This is a genomic window from Pseudomonas sp. MPC6, from assembly GCF_006094435.1.
GTDB lineage: Bacteria > Pseudomonadota > Gammaproteobacteria > Pseudomonadales > Pseudomonadaceae > Aquipseudomonas.
Window position 1 is genome coordinate 2,084,510 of record NZ_CP034783.1, and the last position, 15,935, is coordinate 2,100,444.

General features: G+C 60.2%; 15 protein-coding genes, 1 tRNA gene and 2 pseudogenes. 11 read left to right on the top strand and 7 right to left on the bottom strand.

The annotated features are described in order from the left end of the window. Window positions 1–97: 97 nt before the first annotated feature. Both ELQ88_RS11790 and ELQ88_RS11795 read left to right on the top strand, forming a co-directional pair. Window positions 98–1,012, top strand: coding sequence for a LysR substrate-binding domain-containing protein (locus tag ELQ88_RS11790; protein WP_138969499.1), 915 nt, complete (start codon window positions 98–100; stop codon window positions 1,010–1,012). Window positions 1,013–1,166: 154 nt separating this feature from the next. Further along, window positions 1,167–1,403, top strand: coding sequence for a hypothetical protein (locus ELQ88_RS11795; RefSeq protein WP_138965194.1), 237 nt, complete (start codon window positions 1,167–1,169; stop codon window positions 1,401–1,403). A 78-nt stretch (window positions 1,404–1,481) separates the two neighbouring features. Here ELQ88_RS11795 and ELQ88_RS11800 read toward each other — a convergent pair whose 3' ends face one another. Both ELQ88_RS11800 and ELQ88_RS11805 read right to left on the bottom strand, forming a co-directional pair. Next, window positions 1,482–2,273: a transporter substrate-binding domain-containing protein gene (locus ELQ88_RS11800; RefSeq protein WP_138965195.1), complete on the bottom strand. Its 792-nt coding sequence runs from the start codon at window positions 2,271–2,273 to the stop codon at window positions 1,482–1,484. 87 nt (window positions 2,274–2,360) lie between these two features. Next, window positions 2,361–3,065, bottom strand: a complete 705-nt coding sequence (locus ELQ88_RS11805; protein WP_138965197.1) for a murein L,D-transpeptidase catalytic domain family protein — start codon at window positions 3,063–3,065, stop codon at window positions 2,361–2,363. A 79-nt stretch (window positions 3,066–3,144) separates the two neighbouring features. Here ELQ88_RS11805 and ELQ88_RS11810 point away from each other — a divergent pair, with 79 nt between their 5' ends. The 3 genes from ELQ88_RS11810 (at window position 3,145) to ELQ88_RS11820 (ending at window position 6,271) form a co-directional block, all read left to right on the top strand. After that, window positions 3,145–4,896, top strand: coding sequence for a L,D-transpeptidase family protein (locus tag ELQ88_RS11810; RefSeq protein WP_138965199.1), 1,752 nt, complete (start codon window positions 3,145–3,147; stop codon window positions 4,894–4,896). 47 nt (window positions 4,897–4,943) lie between these two features. Continuing rightward, the gene (locus ELQ88_RS11815) at window positions 4,944–5,735 is read left to right on the top strand and encodes a lipopolysaccharide biosynthesis protein (RefSeq protein WP_138965201.1); all 792 of its coding nucleotides are present in this window, start codon (window positions 4,944–4,946) and stop codon (window positions 5,733–5,735) included. A 137-nt stretch (window positions 5,736–5,872) separates the two neighbouring features. Beyond that, entirely contained in the window at window positions 5,873–6,271 is a 399-nt protein-coding gene (locus ELQ88_RS11820) for a hypothetical protein (RefSeq protein WP_138965203.1), read from the top strand. Window positions 6,272–6,321: 50 nt separating this feature from the next. On the opposite strand, the pseudogene ELQ88_RS11825 reads toward ELQ88_RS11820, so the two are convergent. Beyond that, window positions 6,322–6,565 (bottom strand): annotated as a pseudogene (locus tag ELQ88_RS11825) (LysR family transcriptional regulator); the annotation flags it as partial. A 1-nt stretch (window position 6,566) separates the two neighbouring features. Here ELQ88_RS11825 and ELQ88_RS11830 point away from each other — a divergent pair. Then, window positions 6,567–6,767, top strand: a pseudogene (locus ELQ88_RS11830) (class II aldolase/adducin family protein); the annotation flags it as partial. A 13-nt stretch (window positions 6,768–6,780) separates the two neighbouring features. Here ELQ88_RS11830 and ELQ88_RS11835 read toward each other — a convergent pair. Next, on the bottom strand, window positions 6,781–7,080 hold the full coding sequence (locus ELQ88_RS11835; protein ID WP_138965205.1) for a hypothetical protein: 300 nt from the start codon (window positions 7,078–7,080) through the stop codon (window positions 6,781–6,783). Between the two features lie 191 nt (window positions 7,081–7,271). Between ELQ88_RS11835 and ELQ88_RS11840 the strand changes: the two genes are divergently transcribed. The 3 genes from ELQ88_RS11840 (at window position 7,272) to ELQ88_RS11850 (ending at window position 10,665) form a co-directional block, all read left to right on the top strand. Continuing rightward, on the top strand, window positions 7,272–8,066 hold the full coding sequence (locus tag ELQ88_RS11840) for an exodeoxyribonuclease III (RefSeq protein WP_128870934.1): 795 nt from the start codon (window positions 7,272–7,274) through the stop codon (window positions 8,064–8,066). Between the two features lie 111 nt (window positions 8,067–8,177). Beyond that, window positions 8,178–9,005 (top strand): arylamine N-acetyltransferase, encoded by an 828-nt coding sequence (locus tag ELQ88_RS11845; protein ID WP_138965207.1) that lies wholly within the window; start codon window positions 8,178–8,180, stop codon window positions 9,003–9,005. 142 nt (window positions 9,006–9,147) lie between these two features. Next, window positions 9,148–10,665, top strand: a complete 1,518-nt coding sequence (locus ELQ88_RS11850) for a nucleobase:cation symporter-2 family protein (RefSeq protein ID WP_138965209.1) — start codon at window positions 9,148–9,150, stop codon at window positions 10,663–10,665. Window positions 10,666–10,891: 226 nt separating this feature from the next. On the opposite strand, the gene ELQ88_RS11855 is transcribed toward ELQ88_RS11850, so the two are convergent. Then, window positions 10,892–10,967, bottom strand: a tRNA-Asn gene (locus tag ELQ88_RS11855). Between the two features lie 227 nt (window positions 10,968–11,194). On the opposite strand from ELQ88_RS11855, the gene ELQ88_RS11860 reads away from it, so the two are divergent. Next, window positions 11,195–11,425 carry a hypothetical protein gene (locus ELQ88_RS11860; protein WP_008007186.1) on the top strand — a complete coding sequence of 77 codons (231 nt, stop codon included), beginning with the start codon at window positions 11,195–11,197 and terminating at the stop codon, window positions 11,423–11,425. Here the strand turns inward: ELQ88_RS11860 and ELQ88_RS11865 are convergent. Both ELQ88_RS11865 and ELQ88_RS11870 read right to left on the bottom strand, forming a co-directional pair. Next, window positions 11,422–11,631, bottom strand: coding sequence for a hypothetical protein (locus tag ELQ88_RS11865; RefSeq protein ID WP_128870954.1), 210 nt, complete (start codon window positions 11,629–11,631; stop codon window positions 11,422–11,424). The two genes, ELQ88_RS11860 and ELQ88_RS11865, sit on opposite strands and share 4 nt — an antisense overlap. A gap of 493 nt (window positions 11,632–12,124) precedes the next feature. Further along, a complete protein-coding gene (locus ELQ88_RS11870; protein WP_138965212.1) occupies window positions 12,125–13,321 on the bottom strand; it encodes an amino acid aminotransferase in 1,197 nt (398 codons plus the stop codon). 339 nt (window positions 13,322–13,660) lie between these two features. Between ELQ88_RS11870 and uvrB the strand changes: the two genes are divergently transcribed. After that, window positions 13,661–15,676: an excinuclease ABC subunit UvrB gene (gene uvrB, locus ELQ88_RS11875; protein ID WP_128870956.1), complete on the top strand. Its 2,016-nt coding sequence runs from the start codon at window positions 13,661–13,663 to the stop codon at window positions 15,674–15,676. Window positions 15,677–15,935 lie beyond the last annotated feature (259 nt).

Here is a 15,935-nt window from a genome sequence, read left to right on the forward strand (position 1 = left end):
CGATGCTGAAAAAAATTCAGCACTCGTCAATCCGGTTATCGGGTGTTTGAATAGGAAGAACCCCGGTTCATGTCACTTGCAGCGGAATAACATAATGATGCGTTCACCCGGCGACGCGCCTCCGATACTGCCACCCCTGAAAGCCATTCAGGCCTTCGAGCAGACGGCCCGATTCGGCAACGTTGCCCGCGCCGCGGAACTGCTCGACCTGACGCCCTCGGCGGTCAGCCACCAATTGGCCAAACTGGAGGCGATGATCGGCCGGCAGTTGTTCTTGCGAACGGCGCGGGGCGTGACACTCACACCGGTCGGCGAGCAATACCTCAAGGAAGTGTCTGGCATCCTCCACAGTCTCGCGATAGCGACCGAACGTGCCGCCAGTGATGTCAGCCTGGACTGCCTGCGGTTGCACTCGTCGCCCAGTTTCGGTCTGTTGTGGCTGATGCCGCGCCTGGAGCAGTTCCGGGAAAGTCATCCGGATATCCAGCTCAACCTGTCGTGCTCCTACGAGTCGCTGCACTTCAGTCGAGACAAGATCGATGTCGATATTCGCCATGGTTTGCCCAACTGGCCAAGCTTCGAAGTGCGGACAGTGAGAGACGAAAAAATTGCAGTGATGGCGTCACCGAAACTGCTGGAAAAGCGCCCTGTGCGCAGTATTGTCGATTTGCTGGACAGCAACCTGATCATGTCGGAGGCGACGCTGATCAAGTGGCCGCAGTTGTTCGCGCAGCATGGCGTCTCCCGCCCGGATAAACCCTATACCCTGAGCTTCGACCGTTCGTATATGACACTGGAAGCTGCAAGCCATGGGCTTGGTTTTGCCCTAGAAAGTACCTTGCTCGCCCAGGACTACCTCGCTCGGGGCGTATTGGTTGAAGTGGCACCGGAGCTGAGCGCGCCTATTACGGCGCACCATCTGGTATTTCCCCGGGCCCATTCCAATTTTCCAAGGGTGCGGCGGTTCCTGGAATGGATGCAAAAGGAATTGGGACATGATTTTGCGTACTGATTGCAACATCAAGTCCGATGTACCGAGGCGCCCGTAGCGCATCACGATGACCAAGGGGTTGCTGCATGAGCAGGGAAATGCGAGCAGCTGAACTAAAAGCTGACCGGTTGGTCAGGATGTGTGGTTGCTCTTCTCCCATTACGAGGATCCCCCCATGCACAACTACACCGTGGAATACATCTTCAACGGTGAGCCCCGAACTCACACGTTCGAACTCAACCAGCCTCGGCTGCCCGTGTATGAGGCGGCGATGCACCTGCTACAGCTGCATTTGGGGGATGCCGAGAACAGCCTGGTCATGCCCACTGCGGATTCGACGCCGGAGGAGATTTTAGAGCAGGCGGAACGGGTAGGGCTGACGCGGATCGAGGTTGTTGGTCTTGCTGGTTGAGGTCTGGCGCAATCACATTAAGGGCGCTTCCTTGGGAGGCGCCCTTTTTGCTGTTCGAACTTATAAAAAATGGATCCGCTATTTAGCCACAGGCACCGCCAACCACTGCTCCAGAACCTTCTGATAATTCCCCGTCACCTTGGCCAGATGCAGCCACTGATCGACATACAACTTCCAGCTGATGTCATCCCGCGGCAGCAGGTAGGCCTTCTCCCCATATTGCATGAACCGGGTGGGATTGACCGCGCACAATCCGGGTTTGAGTTTCTGCTGGTACAGCGCTTCCGAAGCATCAGTGATCATCACGTCGGCCTTCTTGTCGAGCAGCTCCTGGAAGATGGTCACGTTGTCATGCAGGCGCAATTGCGCTTTGGGCAGGAAGGCGTGGACGAAGGCTTCGTTGGTGCCGCCGGCCGGTTCGACCAGGCGTACCGCCGGCTGGTTGATTTGCTCGATGGTCTGGTACGACGCCTGCTCTTCGCAGCGCACCAGCGGAATCTTGCCGTCGACATCCAGGGTGGTGCTGAAGAAGGCTTTTTTCTGGCGCTCCAGCGTGACCGAGATCCCGCCGACCGCGATGTCGCATTTGCCCGCCAGCATGTCGGGCATCAGGGTTTTCCAGGTGGTCTGCACCCACTCGACCTTGACGCCGAGGCTGTCGGCCAGCGAGCGGGCCATGGCGATGTCGATTCCCGAGTATTCGCCGTCATCGGCCTTGGAGGTATAGGGTTTGTAGTCGCCCGTGGTACAGACGCGCAATTGGCCCTGCTGGATGACGGAGTCCAGGTGCGATGGGCTTTGTGCTGCCTGAGCGCCGGTGGATAGGGCGAGCAGGCCGCCGAGCAGCATCGCGCTTTTGATTTTTTTCATTGTTATTGGGCTTTGGATTGGAGTGTCGACGGAGTGTAGTGAATTGGTTTGTCGACTTGAAGAACTGGATACTCCAATCAGGTGTGTTTATTGGCGGGTCGTAGGCTTTGACGACGACGCGACCGTGGCGCCACCGCAATTGATATACGAAGAAGACTTCAGCCAACGCTGGTCCGGATAGTAAGAGAACAGCAACTGCCCATCCTTCATCGAGTCGATCAGCTTGTGCGCAATGGCCGGTCGTACCGCCGGGCAGCCCAGGCTTCGCCCGATTCGTCCGTTCGCCCGTGCAAGTACGGGGCTGACATAAGGTGCGCCGTGGATAACGATCGCCCGGTCAAACGCGTTGTCGTTGAAACCCGGCTCCAGTCCTTCCATGCGCAACGAGTAACCGTTCTGCCCGACATAGCTCGCCTGGGTGCGGTACAGGCCGAGGCTGGTGGCAAAACTTTCGTTCTGATTGGAGAACTTGACCGCCATGTTCTCGCCGCTGTTGCGACCGTGGGCCACCAGTTCGTGGAACAGCAACTTGCGCTTCTTCAGATCGAATACCCACAGCCGCTGTTCGGTGGAGGGCAGTGAATAATCGATCACTGCTAGTCTTTGCACCGGGGCTTTGCCTTGGGCGATGCTACATTGGGAGGCGCGTACCGCCAGTCCAATGACTTTGGCATTAGCCTGGGGAGCCGCTTTGATCAGCGCAGCTTCAAGCGAATCGGCGTAGGCTGCCGATACTGGGATGGAGGTCAGCAGCAGGGCCGTGATTGCCATGCCAAAGCGGTGTAGCGCCATAATCGGGTCTCATCAGATAGTTTCGAGTCTAGCAGTGTGTGGGATGCTAGCTGTTGAATGCGGAGATTAAGGATTATCCATGGTGCAGTTAACAAGGTTATTCGTCATAAGCCGCGTGTTTTTTATGGTCTTTCTGATCAGCGGTGCAGCGCAGGCGCAAACGTCGCCGATTATGCTGTCATCTCCCGCTGGCGACATGATCGAGGCGGCACCTGATGACATCGTCGCCCAGGCGATTCAGGCCGAGCTGGCGCCGCTGGCGACTGCGTTCCCGCCGCTGCTCACCTCGCCGCGTCATCAGCGGGTGGATGTGAACCGGGTAGTGATGGATTTTTATAGTCATCGCGGTTATCGCGCCGCCTGGTCCCGCGACAGCGACGTTGCCCAGTTGTTGAAAAGCCTGGGCGATACCCAGGTCGACGGGCTCGATCCCGCGGATTTTCGCATTGCCGAGCTGGCCGGGGCGCAAACTTTCATGCAGTCCATGGTGCCCACCCCGGCCCAGCGTGCTGCGTTCGACATGGCGGCCACCCATACCTTCATTACGGCGTTGCTGCAGTTGCGGCGCGGCAAGGTCGACCCCTCGCGACTGGACATGCATTGGAACTTCGACCCTGTCGGCGTCGATCCCCGCGAAGACGTGAATCATTTTTTCGCCGCACTCGATAACCACGATGTGGCGCGGGCGTTTGCTCAAGCGCCGCCACAAGAAACGGTGTATGGCAGCTTGCGCACAGGCCTGGCGCAATTGCGCAAAGTGCGGGACATGGGTGGCTGGCCGAAGGTTGCCGAAGGCCAGTCGCTCAAGCCCGGCATGGATAACGCTACGGTGGCGCAGTTGCGGGCCCGTTTGGTGGCGGGCGGCTATCTGGCTGCGCAACACCCGCCGCGCACGATCTACGACGACGCCGTTATCGCTGCGGTGAAGAAGTATCAATCCGAGCAATACCTGGGGGCGGACGGTGTGGCGGGGGCGGCGACGCTGGCGGCCTTGAACGTGCCCGTCGAGGCGCGGATCGACCAGGTCCGGGTGAATATGGAGCGCGCACGCTGGTTGCTGTACAAGCTGCAGGGCACGTTCGTCATCGTGGATATCGCCGGCTACAAAGTGGCGCTCTACCGCGACGGCAAGGCGATATGGCGTTCACGGGTACAGGTCGGCAAGCCGTTCCGCAGTACGCCGGTGTTCCAGTCCGAGATTACCTACGTCACGTTCAACCCGACCTGGACGGTTCCGCCGACGATCCTGGTCCAGGATATGTTGCCCAAGATTCGCAGCAATCCTGGCTACCTGGCCGCCAACCGCATCCGGGTCCTGGATCGCGAAGGCCATGTGCTCGATCCGGCCGGCGTCGACTGGGACAACCCGCGCGGCCTCACCCTGCGCCAGGATGCCGGCGCGGAAAACTCGCTGGGCCAGGTGGTGATCCGGTTTCCCAACGACTATGCGATTTATCTCCATGACACACCGCATCGGGAGCTGTTTGCCAAGCCCTTCCGCGCCACCAGTTCTGGCTGCATACGGGTGGAAAACCCGCTGCAACTGGTTGAGCTACTGTTCAATGATCCGGTTCGCTGGAATGCCGCCGGGATCCAGGCCCGGTTGGCCAACGGCAAAACCGAAAACATCAGGCTTCCGGTCAAGGTGCCGGTGTTGTTGGCGTACTGGACGGTCGACCTGAGTAACGATGGTCGGGTCATGTTCAAACCCGACATCTACGGGTACGACTCGGCGGTACTTCGGGGCTTGAACAGGCCTTCGCAGCTGCCCGTCCTGGATTGGCAGCGAGCAGGCAGCCCCGCAGTCGTAGCGGGGAAAAACCAACAGTAACCAGGAAAGGTGCTGGATTTAAAAGCGTTACAGGAGGGAATCTGAAGATGGATGTTGCGCAAAAAAAACCGTCATTTTCTACACGTCAGCCTGATGTGCATGACTTCGATGAGTGTCGCAATATTCAAAAAGGTCCGGTGTTCATCATTGCATCGGGGGCCTCCGCGAAAGATTTTCCGCTGGAGAAGTATGCCGACGTTCCGATGATTACCATGAACGGGGCTATTTCGATGTTCATCGAGCCTGACATCAAACCGTTCTTTTACGCCTGCACGGACGACGCCTTTTGCCGGCAACAGCCTTATCTGTTTGCTGAAGCCATGCGCCTCAGTCAGCGCATAGCGTTGTGGAAAGACCTCATCAGGTATGAAGCGCTGATGCCTGAGGGCGAGCTTTATTTGCTGACGCCGGCGCCCAAACTCACGTGGAGCGAGGTGATTTTCCGGCCGGATAAAGAACTCATCAGAAGACGAAAATTAGGCACTGGCCGCAATCGCAGCCTGGGTTTCAGCAAAAACCTCAAGCGCGGCTTTTTTGATGCCCGCACGGTGGCCTACCTGGCGTTGCAAATCGCCTATCACCTGGGGTTCAACCAGGTGTTTCTGGTAGGCGTCGACCTGGATCAGTCGGCGGGTCGTTTTTATGAGCAGCCAGGGAACCTTGTGTCGCCTTGCAACCTCGACGAACACTTTCATACGAGAATCCTGCCCTCGTTCGAGATAATGTCGCAGCACGTCATTGATGAAGATTTTCAGGTCTACAACCTCTCCCAATCGTCGCGGATCCCCGATGAACTGGTGCCCCGGGTGACGTTGGATCAGATCGACAGGATGATTTGAACAGGCTCACCGTCAACAGCACGCATCGGTCATAGGGACCGTCAACCGTTCGGCACTTGCAGCCGGGAAGCAATGAAGCGTCGCCTAAGCTTTGATTTGACCGGAAATTTCTCCGGCGCTTGCAAGGAAGGTGTGGCATGACTTCATTAAAGTTCGGCGCGTCCATCCTGTTGGTCTGCCTGGCAGGCTGTGCAACCAGCAGCAGTTCCTATGAACCGCCGCCGGTGCCGACATCGGCGGTGACGCTTGATGATGGGCAAATCCACAGCACATTGGAGGGCAGGAAATTCTATGGGACTACCCGAGAAGGCAGTCATCCTTACTCCATGAGTTTTGCGCCTGGCGGTGTAGAAATATTCGAGATGGCCCCCAACAAACCCGAAAAGGAAAAATGGACGCTGAAAGACGGCGTGGTGTGTATCGAAGCCAAAGGCTATCCAACGGAATGCAGCCAGGTGAAGGTGGCCAATAACGAATATTGGTTTGTCGATCCGAAGAGCGGGAAAGTCAACGCGCACCTGAAACTCACGCCTTGAGGGTCATGCTGGTGCAGGAATGGGGTGTAAGGCACGCCCGTTCCTCGCCTTCAAGCCTTGCCCACTTCGTCGCGCAAAAACGCCAACCAGCGCCCGCTGCAACGCGGTCAGCGCACCTTCGCGGCTGATCTACGCCAGCTCCGTCGGCGATAGGTCGGGCAGGTCGGTGTACACGCTGTGCTCGGGCAATACTGCCGAAACCGGCAGCACTGACACGCCCAAGCCGCAAACGGCCGCCGCCTGAATGCCTGTCAGGCTATGACTTCCAGAGGCAATCCGCCATGGCCGCTGTGCCCGTATTGCCAGCGTCATGGGTAATGCCGACATTGTTTTTTTGAAGAACCACGGGGTGATCATTGCCGCGCCGACCATCGCCGAGGCCTGGGACGATCTGTATTACCTGGAGCGCGCCGCCCAGGTCCAGTTGATGGCGATGGCGACCGGGCGCGAGCTCAAACCGGTACCTCACGAGATTGCCCAGCGGGCTTACGAGCAAAGCGTTTATTCGTTCAGCTACCCGTCCCGCCACCCGTACCACCGGTTCCACCTCCTGCGGACCCCGTGCCGCCGCCCGCGCCGGAGTTCGAACCGCTGGTGCCGCCACTGCTGCCGGTGTCGCCACCCGAGTCCGTGCGATTACCGCTTGAAGGCTCGCCGGGGGTGTTATCCGGGGGCGTGGTCGGTGCGCTGGTGGCGCCGGATTGGGTCCCGGTCGCATCGGCACCATCGCCCGACCCTGCAAACGTGGCCGCTGCCGCCACCGATAACAATCCGGCCAATAACAACGAAGTGATTTTGCTGTTCATCATGGTAGGTCTCCAAAAGAAGAGTCGTTACCTGATGTTGGTGTGAGGGGGCAGAAGTAGGTGCCGATTGGATGACGAGTGGTGGTGGGGGCCATTCATCAACAATGAGCGACTGCTGACGCAACCGCCGAAACGTGGAGATGTCACACGCTAGGGGGGCCCCCTAGACACCCCGCCCTCAGGAGCGTTGGCCCATGAAGAATTTGCGAATCGCGACGTTCAACGTCAACGGCATGCGCGCCAGGCTGCCGAACCTGCTGGCCTGGCTGGAGCGAGAACAACCGGACATTGCCTGCCTGCAGGAGCTCAAGTCCGTGGACTCCGCGTTCCCCGCCGCTGAGCTTGAGGCCGCTGGCTACGGCTCGATCTGGCAAGGCCAGTCGTCGTGGAACGGGGTCGCGATTCTGGCGCGGGATGCGCAACCGCTGGAGAGTCGGCGCGGTTTGCCGGGCGATGACAGCGATACCCACAGTCGCTATCTGGAGGCCGCGGTGCACGGCATTCTCGTGGGCTGCCTGTACCTGCCCAACGGCAATCCGCAGCCGGGGCCGAAGTTCGCCTACAAACTGGCGTGGTTCGAACGGCTGATCAGCTATGCCAAGGACCTGCAGAGCAGCGAACACCCGGTGGTGCTGGCGGGTGACTACAACGTGGTGCCGACCGACCTGGACATCTACAACCCGCGATCCTGGCTCAAGGATGCGCTGCTGCAACCGGAAAGCCGCGAGTGTTACCAGCGGTTGCTGGATCAGGGCTGGACCGATTCCCTGCGGCACCTGTATCCGGAGGATCGGCTGTACACCTTCTGGGATTACTTCCGCCAGCACTGGCAGAAAAACTCGGGGTTGCGCATCGATCACCTGTTGCTCAACCCGGCATTGAGCCCCTACTTGCAAGAGGCGGGCGTCGACGCCTGGGTGCGCAACGAACCCCACGCCAGCGACCATGCGCCGACCTGGATTAGACTGGGTACGCGCAAACGGCGCTGATGTTTACCCGGGTGGCGATTGGCTAAATCAATTGTCAGTCGAAGCGGTTTTTCCCTTATACATGGCGGCCAACAGCGCAGAAATCTGCGGCCCCTGCATAAGGATCGAGCAATGAGCGAGCCACGCCTGACCCACCTGGCGTTGTACCTGCAACAGTTGGGCTTCGACGCCCCTCCGGCACCGACCCTGGACACCCTGCGCCTGTTGCAATGGCGGCATACCGGCACCTTTGCGTTTGAAAACCTCACCACCCTGTCGGGCGAACCCGTGCTCATCGATTTGCCGTCCGTGGAGCAAAAAGTCCTGTTCGACGCTCGCGGCGGTTACTGCTATGAACTCAACAGCCTGTACCTGGCGCTGCTGCAAGCGCTGGGCTTCGACGCACGCGGCATCTCCGGCCGCGTCGTCATGGGCCAGCCCGAAGGCGCGTGGACCGCGCGCACGCACCGCTTGAGCCTGGTGACCCTGGACGGTGTGCGCTACATCACCGACGTCGGCTTCGGCGGCATGGTGCCCACCGCACCGCTGAGACTCGATTGCGCGACCGAACAACCCACCCCCCACGAACCCTATCGCATCGAGCCGCATGACGACGGCTACACCCTGCGCGCCAAGGTCGCCGGGGAGTGGAAGGCGATGTACATCTTCGACCTGCAACGCCAGGAAGACATCGACTACGCCGTCGGCAACTGGTACGTCTCGACCCATCCCGAATCGTCGTTCAGAAAACAGCTGATGGTGGCGCGCACGGGGGAAGGCTGGCGCCGTACGCTGAACAACGGCAGCTTTGCGATTCATCGGGTCGGCAGCGAGAGCGAGCGGCGGCAGGTGGCGGATGTAGACGAACTGGTGGCGCTGCTGGAGCGCGAGTTCGGGATTCGCGTGCCGCAGCATGCAGGGTTGAAGAGCGAGCTTGGGCGGTTGATCGAGCCCGCATAGGCGGCTTATTGCCAGATTGCAGGGGGGCAATCGGGGCGCATGTCGATAATTTGACCGATGAGTTGTATACAACTCTATAGACATTTGTCCTGACTCTTGAATACAGTGTGCGTACAACAAAAACCAGGGAACCCCCCAAACCATGAAAACGCCCTCTGTTTCACACCAACGGCCCGAGGATGAAAATCTCGGGGTCGGCGCGAATATGGCTTACGGCCTGCAACATGTTCTGACCATGTACGGCGGTATCGTCGCGGTGCCTTTGATCATCGGCCAGGCGGCCGGGCTCTCGCCGGCGGACATCGGGTTGTTGATTGCTGCTTCATTGTTTGCCGGAGGCCTGGCGACGTTACTGCAAACACTGGGTCTACCGTTTTTCGGTTGCCAGTTGCCGCTGGTGCAGGGCGTGTCGTTCTCTGGCGTCGCGACCATGGTGGCGATTGTCAGCAGTGGCGGGGAGGGTGGCTTCCAGTCGATTCTTGGGGCGGTGATTGCCGCGTCCCTGATCGGTCTGCTGATCACGCCGGTGTTCTCGCGCATCACCAAGTTCTTCCCGCCGCTGGTGACGGGCATCGTCATCACCACCATCGGCCTGACGCTGATGCCGGTGGCCGCGCGCTGGGCCATGGGCGGCAACAGTCACGCGCCGGACTTCGGCAGCATGGCCAATATCGGCCTGGCGGCGATGACGCTGGTGCTGGTCCTGTTGCTGAGCAAGATCGGCAGCGCGACCATCTCCCGCTTGTCGATTCTGCTGGCCATGGTCATCGGTACGGTGGTCGCGGTGTTCCTCGGCATGGCGGACTTCTCGTCGGTGACTCAGGGCCCGATGTTCGGCTTCCCGACCCCGTTCCACTTCGGCATGCCGACGTTCCACTTCGCGGCGATCCTGTCGATGTGCATCGTGGTCATGGTGACCCTGGTGGAAACATCGGCGGACATCCTGGCGGTCGGTGAAATCATCGGCACCAAGGTGGATTCCAAACGCCTGGGCAACGGCCTGCGTGCCGACATGCTGTCGAGCATGATCGCGCCGATCTTCGGCTCCTTCACCCAAAGCGCCTTTGCCCAGAACGTCGGGCTGGTGGCCGTGACCGGGATCAAGAGCCGCTTCGTGGTCGCCACCGGCGGGTTGTTCCTGGTGATCCTTGGCCTGCTGCCGTTCATGGGCCGGGTCATCGCCGCGGTACCGACTTCGGTACTCGGTGGTGCCGGCATCGTGTTGTTCGGCACCGTCGCCGCCAGCGGCATTCGTACGCTGTCCAAGGTCGACTACCGCAACAACGTCAACCTGATCATTGTGGCCACGTCCATCGGCTTCGGCATGATCCCCATCGCCGCGCCGAACTTCTACGACCACTTCCCGAGCTGGTTCGCCACGATCTTCCACTCGGGCATCAGCTCCTCGGCGATCATGGCCATCGTGCTCAACCTGACCTTCAACCACCTGACCGCCGGCAACTCCGACCAGCAATCGGTGTTTGCGGCGGGTACCGAACGGGTCCTGCATTACCAGGACCTGGCGGCCTTGCGCGAAGGGGATTATTTCAGCGAAGGCAAGCTGCACGACTGCGACGGCAAGGAGATTCCGGTGGTCGAGGCAGAGCATGGACATGCCGAGCCGCGGGCGGCGCATGCGAAAAGCAGTGAGCATGTGTGATTGAAAGAGGCGTCCTTCGGGACGCCTTTTTCGCAACTGACAAGCGCCGGCCCCCTGTGTAGGAGCTGGCTTGCCAGCGAAGGCGTCTACAAGGGCGGTGCAAGGCTCGAGGCCGCCTTCGCTGGCAAGCCAGCTCCTACAGGGGGCGAGACGTATCACGCATTTTCTACTGGCCACAAAAAAGCCCCCGAACCTTTCGATTCGGGGGCTTTTCGATCTTGCTGTCTGGCTCCACGACCTGGACTCGAACCAGGGACCCAGTGATTAACAGTCACTTGCTCTACCAACTGAGCTATCGCGGAATGCCGTGTATGTTACTGATTCAAAAAGAGAAGTCAAGCATCTGTTGGCGATCGGACGGTTTCGACGGGACGGACGGTGGTTTATCGGTCATTGACGGTTACCAGAATGGCCCCGGAGGTCTACCATGGCGGCCCGGAAGTGGTTACACGCGCTGCCGGCCATTCGCCGAAAAGGTACGCGCCATGAATCACCCAGTCCTCACGCCTCGCCACCACGAGGTGCTTGCATGAGCATCGCTCAGATCAGTCTGCCCAAAGGGGTCGGCCCGCACGCGGAGAAGTTGTTCGACGCGATCACCCAGGCCAGCACCGCTGACGAATTGAACCGCGCCGGTGGCAAGGCCGAAGGCTTTGTCCTCGGCCTGGAAAGCACCAAGGCGATCAAAAGCCAGGTCGCCGAATCGCTGTATGTGGCCTATGACGATGCCGCCAGCCAGCGAGCCACCGAACTGGCTTAACCGCCGAAGGTCAGGGTGCCGAGCATCAGTTTGGCGTACAGCATCGTCGCGGCCAGTTGCACCAGCCACAAGGCCAGGCCGCCGAGGAAGACGCCAGCGGCCACTTGCATCACCAGGTTGTTCCCGCGTTTGGCCGGGGTGCGCGGGACGAAGGCATCCAGGTCATCCAGGTCATCGCGCTCAGCGCGTAGGTCATCGTTTTTCATGTGGGCTCTCATCAAAATGCTCGGGTATACATAAAACCCTGTAGGAGCCCGGCTTGCCGGCGAAGGCGTCTTCATGGGCACCGCAAGGCTCGAGGCCGCTTTCGCTGGCAAGCCAGCTCCTACAGGGATCATCTGTGTGCAGATGAATTGTGGTCAATGCCAAATCCCTGTGTAGGAGCCGGCTTGCCGGCGAAGGCGTCTTCATGGGCGATGCATGGCTTGAGGCCGCCTTCGCTGGCAAGCCAGCTCCTACAGGGATCATCTGTGTGCAGATGAATTGTGGTCAATGCCAAATCCCTGTGTAGGAGCCGGCTTGCCGGCGAAGGCGTCTTCATGGGCGATGCATGGCTTGAGGCCGCTTTCGCTGGCAAGCCAGCTCCTACGAAGGGCAGATGTGTGCAGTCTAGAGCGCTTGCCTGGCGGGTTGAAAATTATCTGGGCCAAATAAAAACGGGAAGCCCGAAGGCTTCCCGTTTCACATCGCCAAGCTGATTCAAATCACCTGAACGATCGCATCCGTCACCACGTCGATGTTGCTCTGGTTCAATGCCGCGACGCAGATACGGCCAGTATCCAGGGCGTAGATGCCGAACTCGTTGCGCAGGCGGGTCACTTGCTCGACGGTCAGGCCGGAGTAGGAGAACATGCCGCGCTGGCGACCGACGAAGCTGAAATCACGCTGGGGCGCTTTCTTGGCCAGCAGGTCGACCATCTGGGTGCGCATGCCGCGAATCCGCAGGCGCATTTCGGCCAGTTCTTCTTCCCACTGCGCGCGCAATTGCGGGCTGTTCAGTACGGCGGCGACAATGCTGGCACCGTGGGTCGGCGGGTTGGAGTAGTTGGTGCGGATCACGCGTTTGACCTGCGACAGCACGCGGGCGCTTTCTTCTCTCGATTCGCTGACGATCGACAGGGCGCCCACGCGCTCGCCGTACAACGAGAACGATTTGGAGAACGAGCTGGAGACGAAAAAGGTCAGGCCCGATTCGGCGAACAGGCGCACGGCAGCCGCGTCTTCGTCGATGCCATCGCCAAAGCCCTGGTAGGCCATGTCGAGGAACGGCACGTGGCCCTTGGCTTTCACCACCTCCAGCACGTTGTTCCAGTCCGCCGGGCTCAGGTCGACGCCGGTCGGGTTATGGCAGCAGGCATGCAGCACAATGATCGAACCGGACGGCAGGGCGTTCAGGTCTTCCAGCAGGCCGGCACGGTTGACGTCGTGGGTCGCGGCGTCGTAGTAGCGGTAGTTCTGCACCGGGAAGCCGGCGGTTTCGAACAGCGCGCGGTGGTTTTCCCAGCTCGGGTCGCTGATTGCCACGACGGCGTTCGGCAGCAGTTGCTTGAGGAAGTCGGCACCGATTTTCAGGGCGCCAGTACCGCCGACGGCCTGGGTGGTGATGACGCGACCGGCAGCGATCAGCGGCGAGTCATTGCCGAACAGCAGTTTCTGCACGGCCTGGTCATAGGCTGCGATGCCGTCGATCGGCAAGTAGCCTCGGGAAGCATGTTGAGCGACGCGAATCGTCTCGGCTTCGACAACGGCGCGCAGGAGTGGAATTCGCCCCTCCTCGTTGCAATAAACACCGACCCCCAGGTTGACCTTGTTGGTACGGGTATCGGCGTTGAATGCTTCGTTGAGGCCCAGGATTGGATCGCGTGGTGCCATTTCGACAGCGGAGAACAGGCTCATTTTTGCGGCGGCTCTGAATGGAGAGTGGAGGGACGTGTCGCGCTCCAGCCGAATGCACTAGAGCGGTGCACAAACGGGGAGCTAGTATAGAGGCCATCACTGATGTAACGCGACAGGCATTTCGGCTTTTGACGTAGGTTTTGCCGAATATTTTTCGATCGATCGTCGATTGCTTGCGTCAAAGACTTCAAGGGTTGTAGGACGTTTGCCTTGAAAGCGCGGGCAATCGGCGCCACATTGAGCACAATCCCAGTTTTTTCCTCGGGCGACATCGGTCGTTTGCGGTCTTTTTCGTTGCTGTCCGGTTTGCCCGGCCAGGCGCGAACCCAGAGGTTTTGTATGTCTGAATTCCAGCTAGTCACCCGCTTCGAGCCCGCCGGCGATCAGCCGGAAGCCATCCGCCTGATGGTCGAGGGCATCGAAGCCGGGCTGGCGCACCAGACGTTGCTGGGTGTGACCGGCTCGGGCAAGACCTTCAGCATCGCCAACGTCATCGCCCAGGTGCAGCGCCCGACCCTGGTGCTGGCGCCGAACAAGACCCTGGCCGCGCAGTTGTACGGCGAATTCAAGGCGTTCTTCCCGAACAACGCGGTGGAATACTTCGTTTCGTACTACGACTACTACCAGCCCGAAGCCTACGTACCGTCCTCGGACACCTTCATCGAGAAAGATGCTTCGATCAACGACCACATCGAGCAGATGCGTCTGTCCGCCACCAAGGCGCTGCTCGAGCGCAAGGATGCGATCATCGTCACCACGGTGTCGTGCATCTACGGTCTGGGTAGCCCGGAAACCTATTTGAAGATGGTGCTGCATGTGGATCGTGGCGACAAACTCGATCAGCGTGCGCTGCTGCGCCGGCTCGCCGACCTGCAATACACCCGCAACGATATGGAGTTCGCCCGCGCGACCTTCCGGGTGCGCGGCGATGTCATCGATATCCACCCGGCGGAATCGGATTTCGAAGCGATCCGCATCGAGTTGTTCGACGACGAAGTCGAGAGCCTGTCAGCCTTCGATCCGCTGACCGGCGAAGTGATCCGCAAGCTGCCGCGGTTCACCTTCTACCCGAAAAGCCACTACGTGACGCCGCGGGAAACCCTGCTGGGTGCCGTGGAAGGGATCAAGGTCGAGCTGCAGGAGCGACTGGACTACCTGCGGTCCAACAACAAGCTGGTGGAGGCCCAGCGCCTGGAGCAGCGCACCCGTTTCGACCTGGAGATGATCCTCGAGCTGGGTTACTGCAACGGCATCGAAAACTACTCGCGCTACCTGTCGGGCCGTGAATCCGGCCAGGCGCCGCCGACCTTGTTCGACTACCTGCCGGCGGATGCCTTGCTGGTGATCGACGAGTCCCACGTCAGCGTGCCGCAGGTCGGCGCGATGTATAAGGGCGACCGCTCGCGCAAGGAAACCCTGGTGGAATACGGTTTCCGCCTGCCGTCGGCGCTGGATAACCGGCCGATGCGGTTCGACGAATTCGAACACATCAGCCCGCAGACGATTTTTGTCTCGGCGACGCCGGGCAATTATGAGGCGGAACATGCCGGTCGCGTGGTCGAGCAGTTGGTCCGGCCGACGGGACTGGTGGACCCGCAAATCGAAATCCGCCCGGCGCTGACCCAGGTCGACGATCTGCTCTCGGAAATCTCCAAGCGCGTGGCGCTGGAAGAGCGGGTGCTGGTGACCACGCTGACCAAGCGCATGTCCGAAGACTTGACCGATTACCTGGCCGACCACGGCGTGCGCGTGCGATACCTGCACTCGGACATCGACACCGTGGAGCGGGTCGAGATCATCCGCGATCTGCGCCTCGGCACCTTCGATGTGCTGGTGGGGATCAACCTGCTGCGTGAAGGCCTGGACATGCCGGAAGTCTCGCTGGTGGCGATTCTCGATGCGGACAAGGAGGGCTTCCTGCGTTCCGAGCGCTCGCTGATCCAGACCATCGGCCGCGCGGCGCGCAATCTCAATGGCCGGGCGATTCTGTATGCGGATCGGATCACCGGGTCCATGGAGCGGGCGATCGGCGAGACCGATCGGCGTCGCGACAAGCAGATCGCGTTCAACCTGGCCAACGGCATCACGCCCAAGGGTGTGTTCAAGGACGTGGCCGACATCATGGAAGGCGCCACCGTGCCGGGTTCGCGCAGCAAGAAGCGCAAGGGCATGGCCAAGGCCGCCGAGGAAAGTGCCAGGTACGAAGCCGAACTGCGCTCGCCGGGCGAAATCGCCAAGCGCATCAAGGCCCTGGAAGAGAAGATGTACCAGCTCGCCCGCGACCTGGAGTTCGAAGCGGCGGCGCAGATGCGTGATGAAATCAGCAAGTTGCGGGAGCGGTTGATTACGGTTTGAGTTGTGCGGTGAATGTGAGGGCCTCTTCGCGGGCAAGCCCGCTCCCACAGTGGTTGTGGGTGGACACATAGGGTTTGAACACCTTCAATCACTGTGGGAGCGGGCTTGCCTGCGAAGAGGTTCGTCGAAGCACCGCACCTATCAAATAGTGCGCTTGCCCAGCCGCAACCCCACCTGCAAGCTCCTGACAGGCAACACCCTCCCAAAGCCGATCCCCCCCAATATCGGCTTATATGCCCCACTCACTAGAGCCGGGCAG

Coding starts and splice junctions, on each gene's coding strand:
- ELQ88_RS11870 (WP_138965212.1), bottom strand. CDS start 13,321: ATGAGCCTGTTCTCCGCTGTCGAAATGGCACCACGCGATCCAATCCTG.
- ELQ88_RS11835 (WP_138965205.1), bottom strand. CDS start 7,080: ATGATGAACAGCAAAATCACTTCGTTGTTATTGGCCGGATTGTTATCG.
- uvrB (WP_128870956.1), top strand. CDS start 13,661: ATGTCTGAATTCCAGCTAGTCACCCGCTTCGAGCCCGCCGGCGATCAG.
- ELQ88_RS11800 (WP_138965195.1), bottom strand. CDS start 2,273: ATGAAAAAAATCAAAAGCGCGATGCTGCTCGGCGGCCTGCTCGCCCTA.
- ELQ88_RS11840 (WP_128870934.1), top strand. CDS start 7,272: ATGAAGAATTTGCGAATCGCGACGTTCAACGTCAACGGCATGCGCGCC.
- ELQ88_RS11795 (WP_138965194.1), top strand. CDS start 1,167: ATGCACAACTACACCGTGGAATACATCTTCAACGGTGAGCCCCGAACT.
- ELQ88_RS11805 (WP_138965197.1), bottom strand. CDS start 3,065: ATGGCGCTACACCGCTTTGGCATGGCAATCACGGCCCTGCTGCTGACC.
- ELQ88_RS11860 (WP_008007186.1), top strand. CDS start 11,195: ATGAGCATCGCTCAGATCAGTCTGCCCAAAGGGGTCGGCCCGCACGCG.
- ELQ88_RS11790 (WP_138969499.1), top strand. CDS start 98: ATGCGTTCACCCGGCGACGCGCCTCCGATACTGCCACCCCTGAAAGCC.
- ELQ88_RS11820 (WP_138965203.1), top strand. CDS start 5,873: ATGACTTCATTAAAGTTCGGCGCGTCCATCCTGTTGGTCTGCCTGGCA.
- ELQ88_RS11865 (WP_128870954.1), bottom strand. CDS start 11,631: ATGAAAAACGATGACCTACGCGCTGAGCGCGATGACCTGGATGACCTG.
- ELQ88_RS11815 (WP_138965201.1), top strand. CDS start 4,944: ATGGATGTTGCGCAAAAAAAACCGTCATTTTCTACACGTCAGCCTGAT.
- ELQ88_RS11850 (WP_138965209.1), top strand. CDS start 9,148: ATGAAAACGCCCTCTGTTTCACACCAACGGCCCGAGGATGAAAATCTC.
- ELQ88_RS11810 (WP_138965199.1), top strand. CDS start 3,145: ATGGTGCAGTTAACAAGGTTATTCGTCATAAGCCGCGTGTTTTTTATG.
- ELQ88_RS11845 (WP_138965207.1), top strand. CDS start 8,178: ATGAGCGAGCCACGCCTGACCCACCTGGCGTTGTACCTGCAACAGTTG.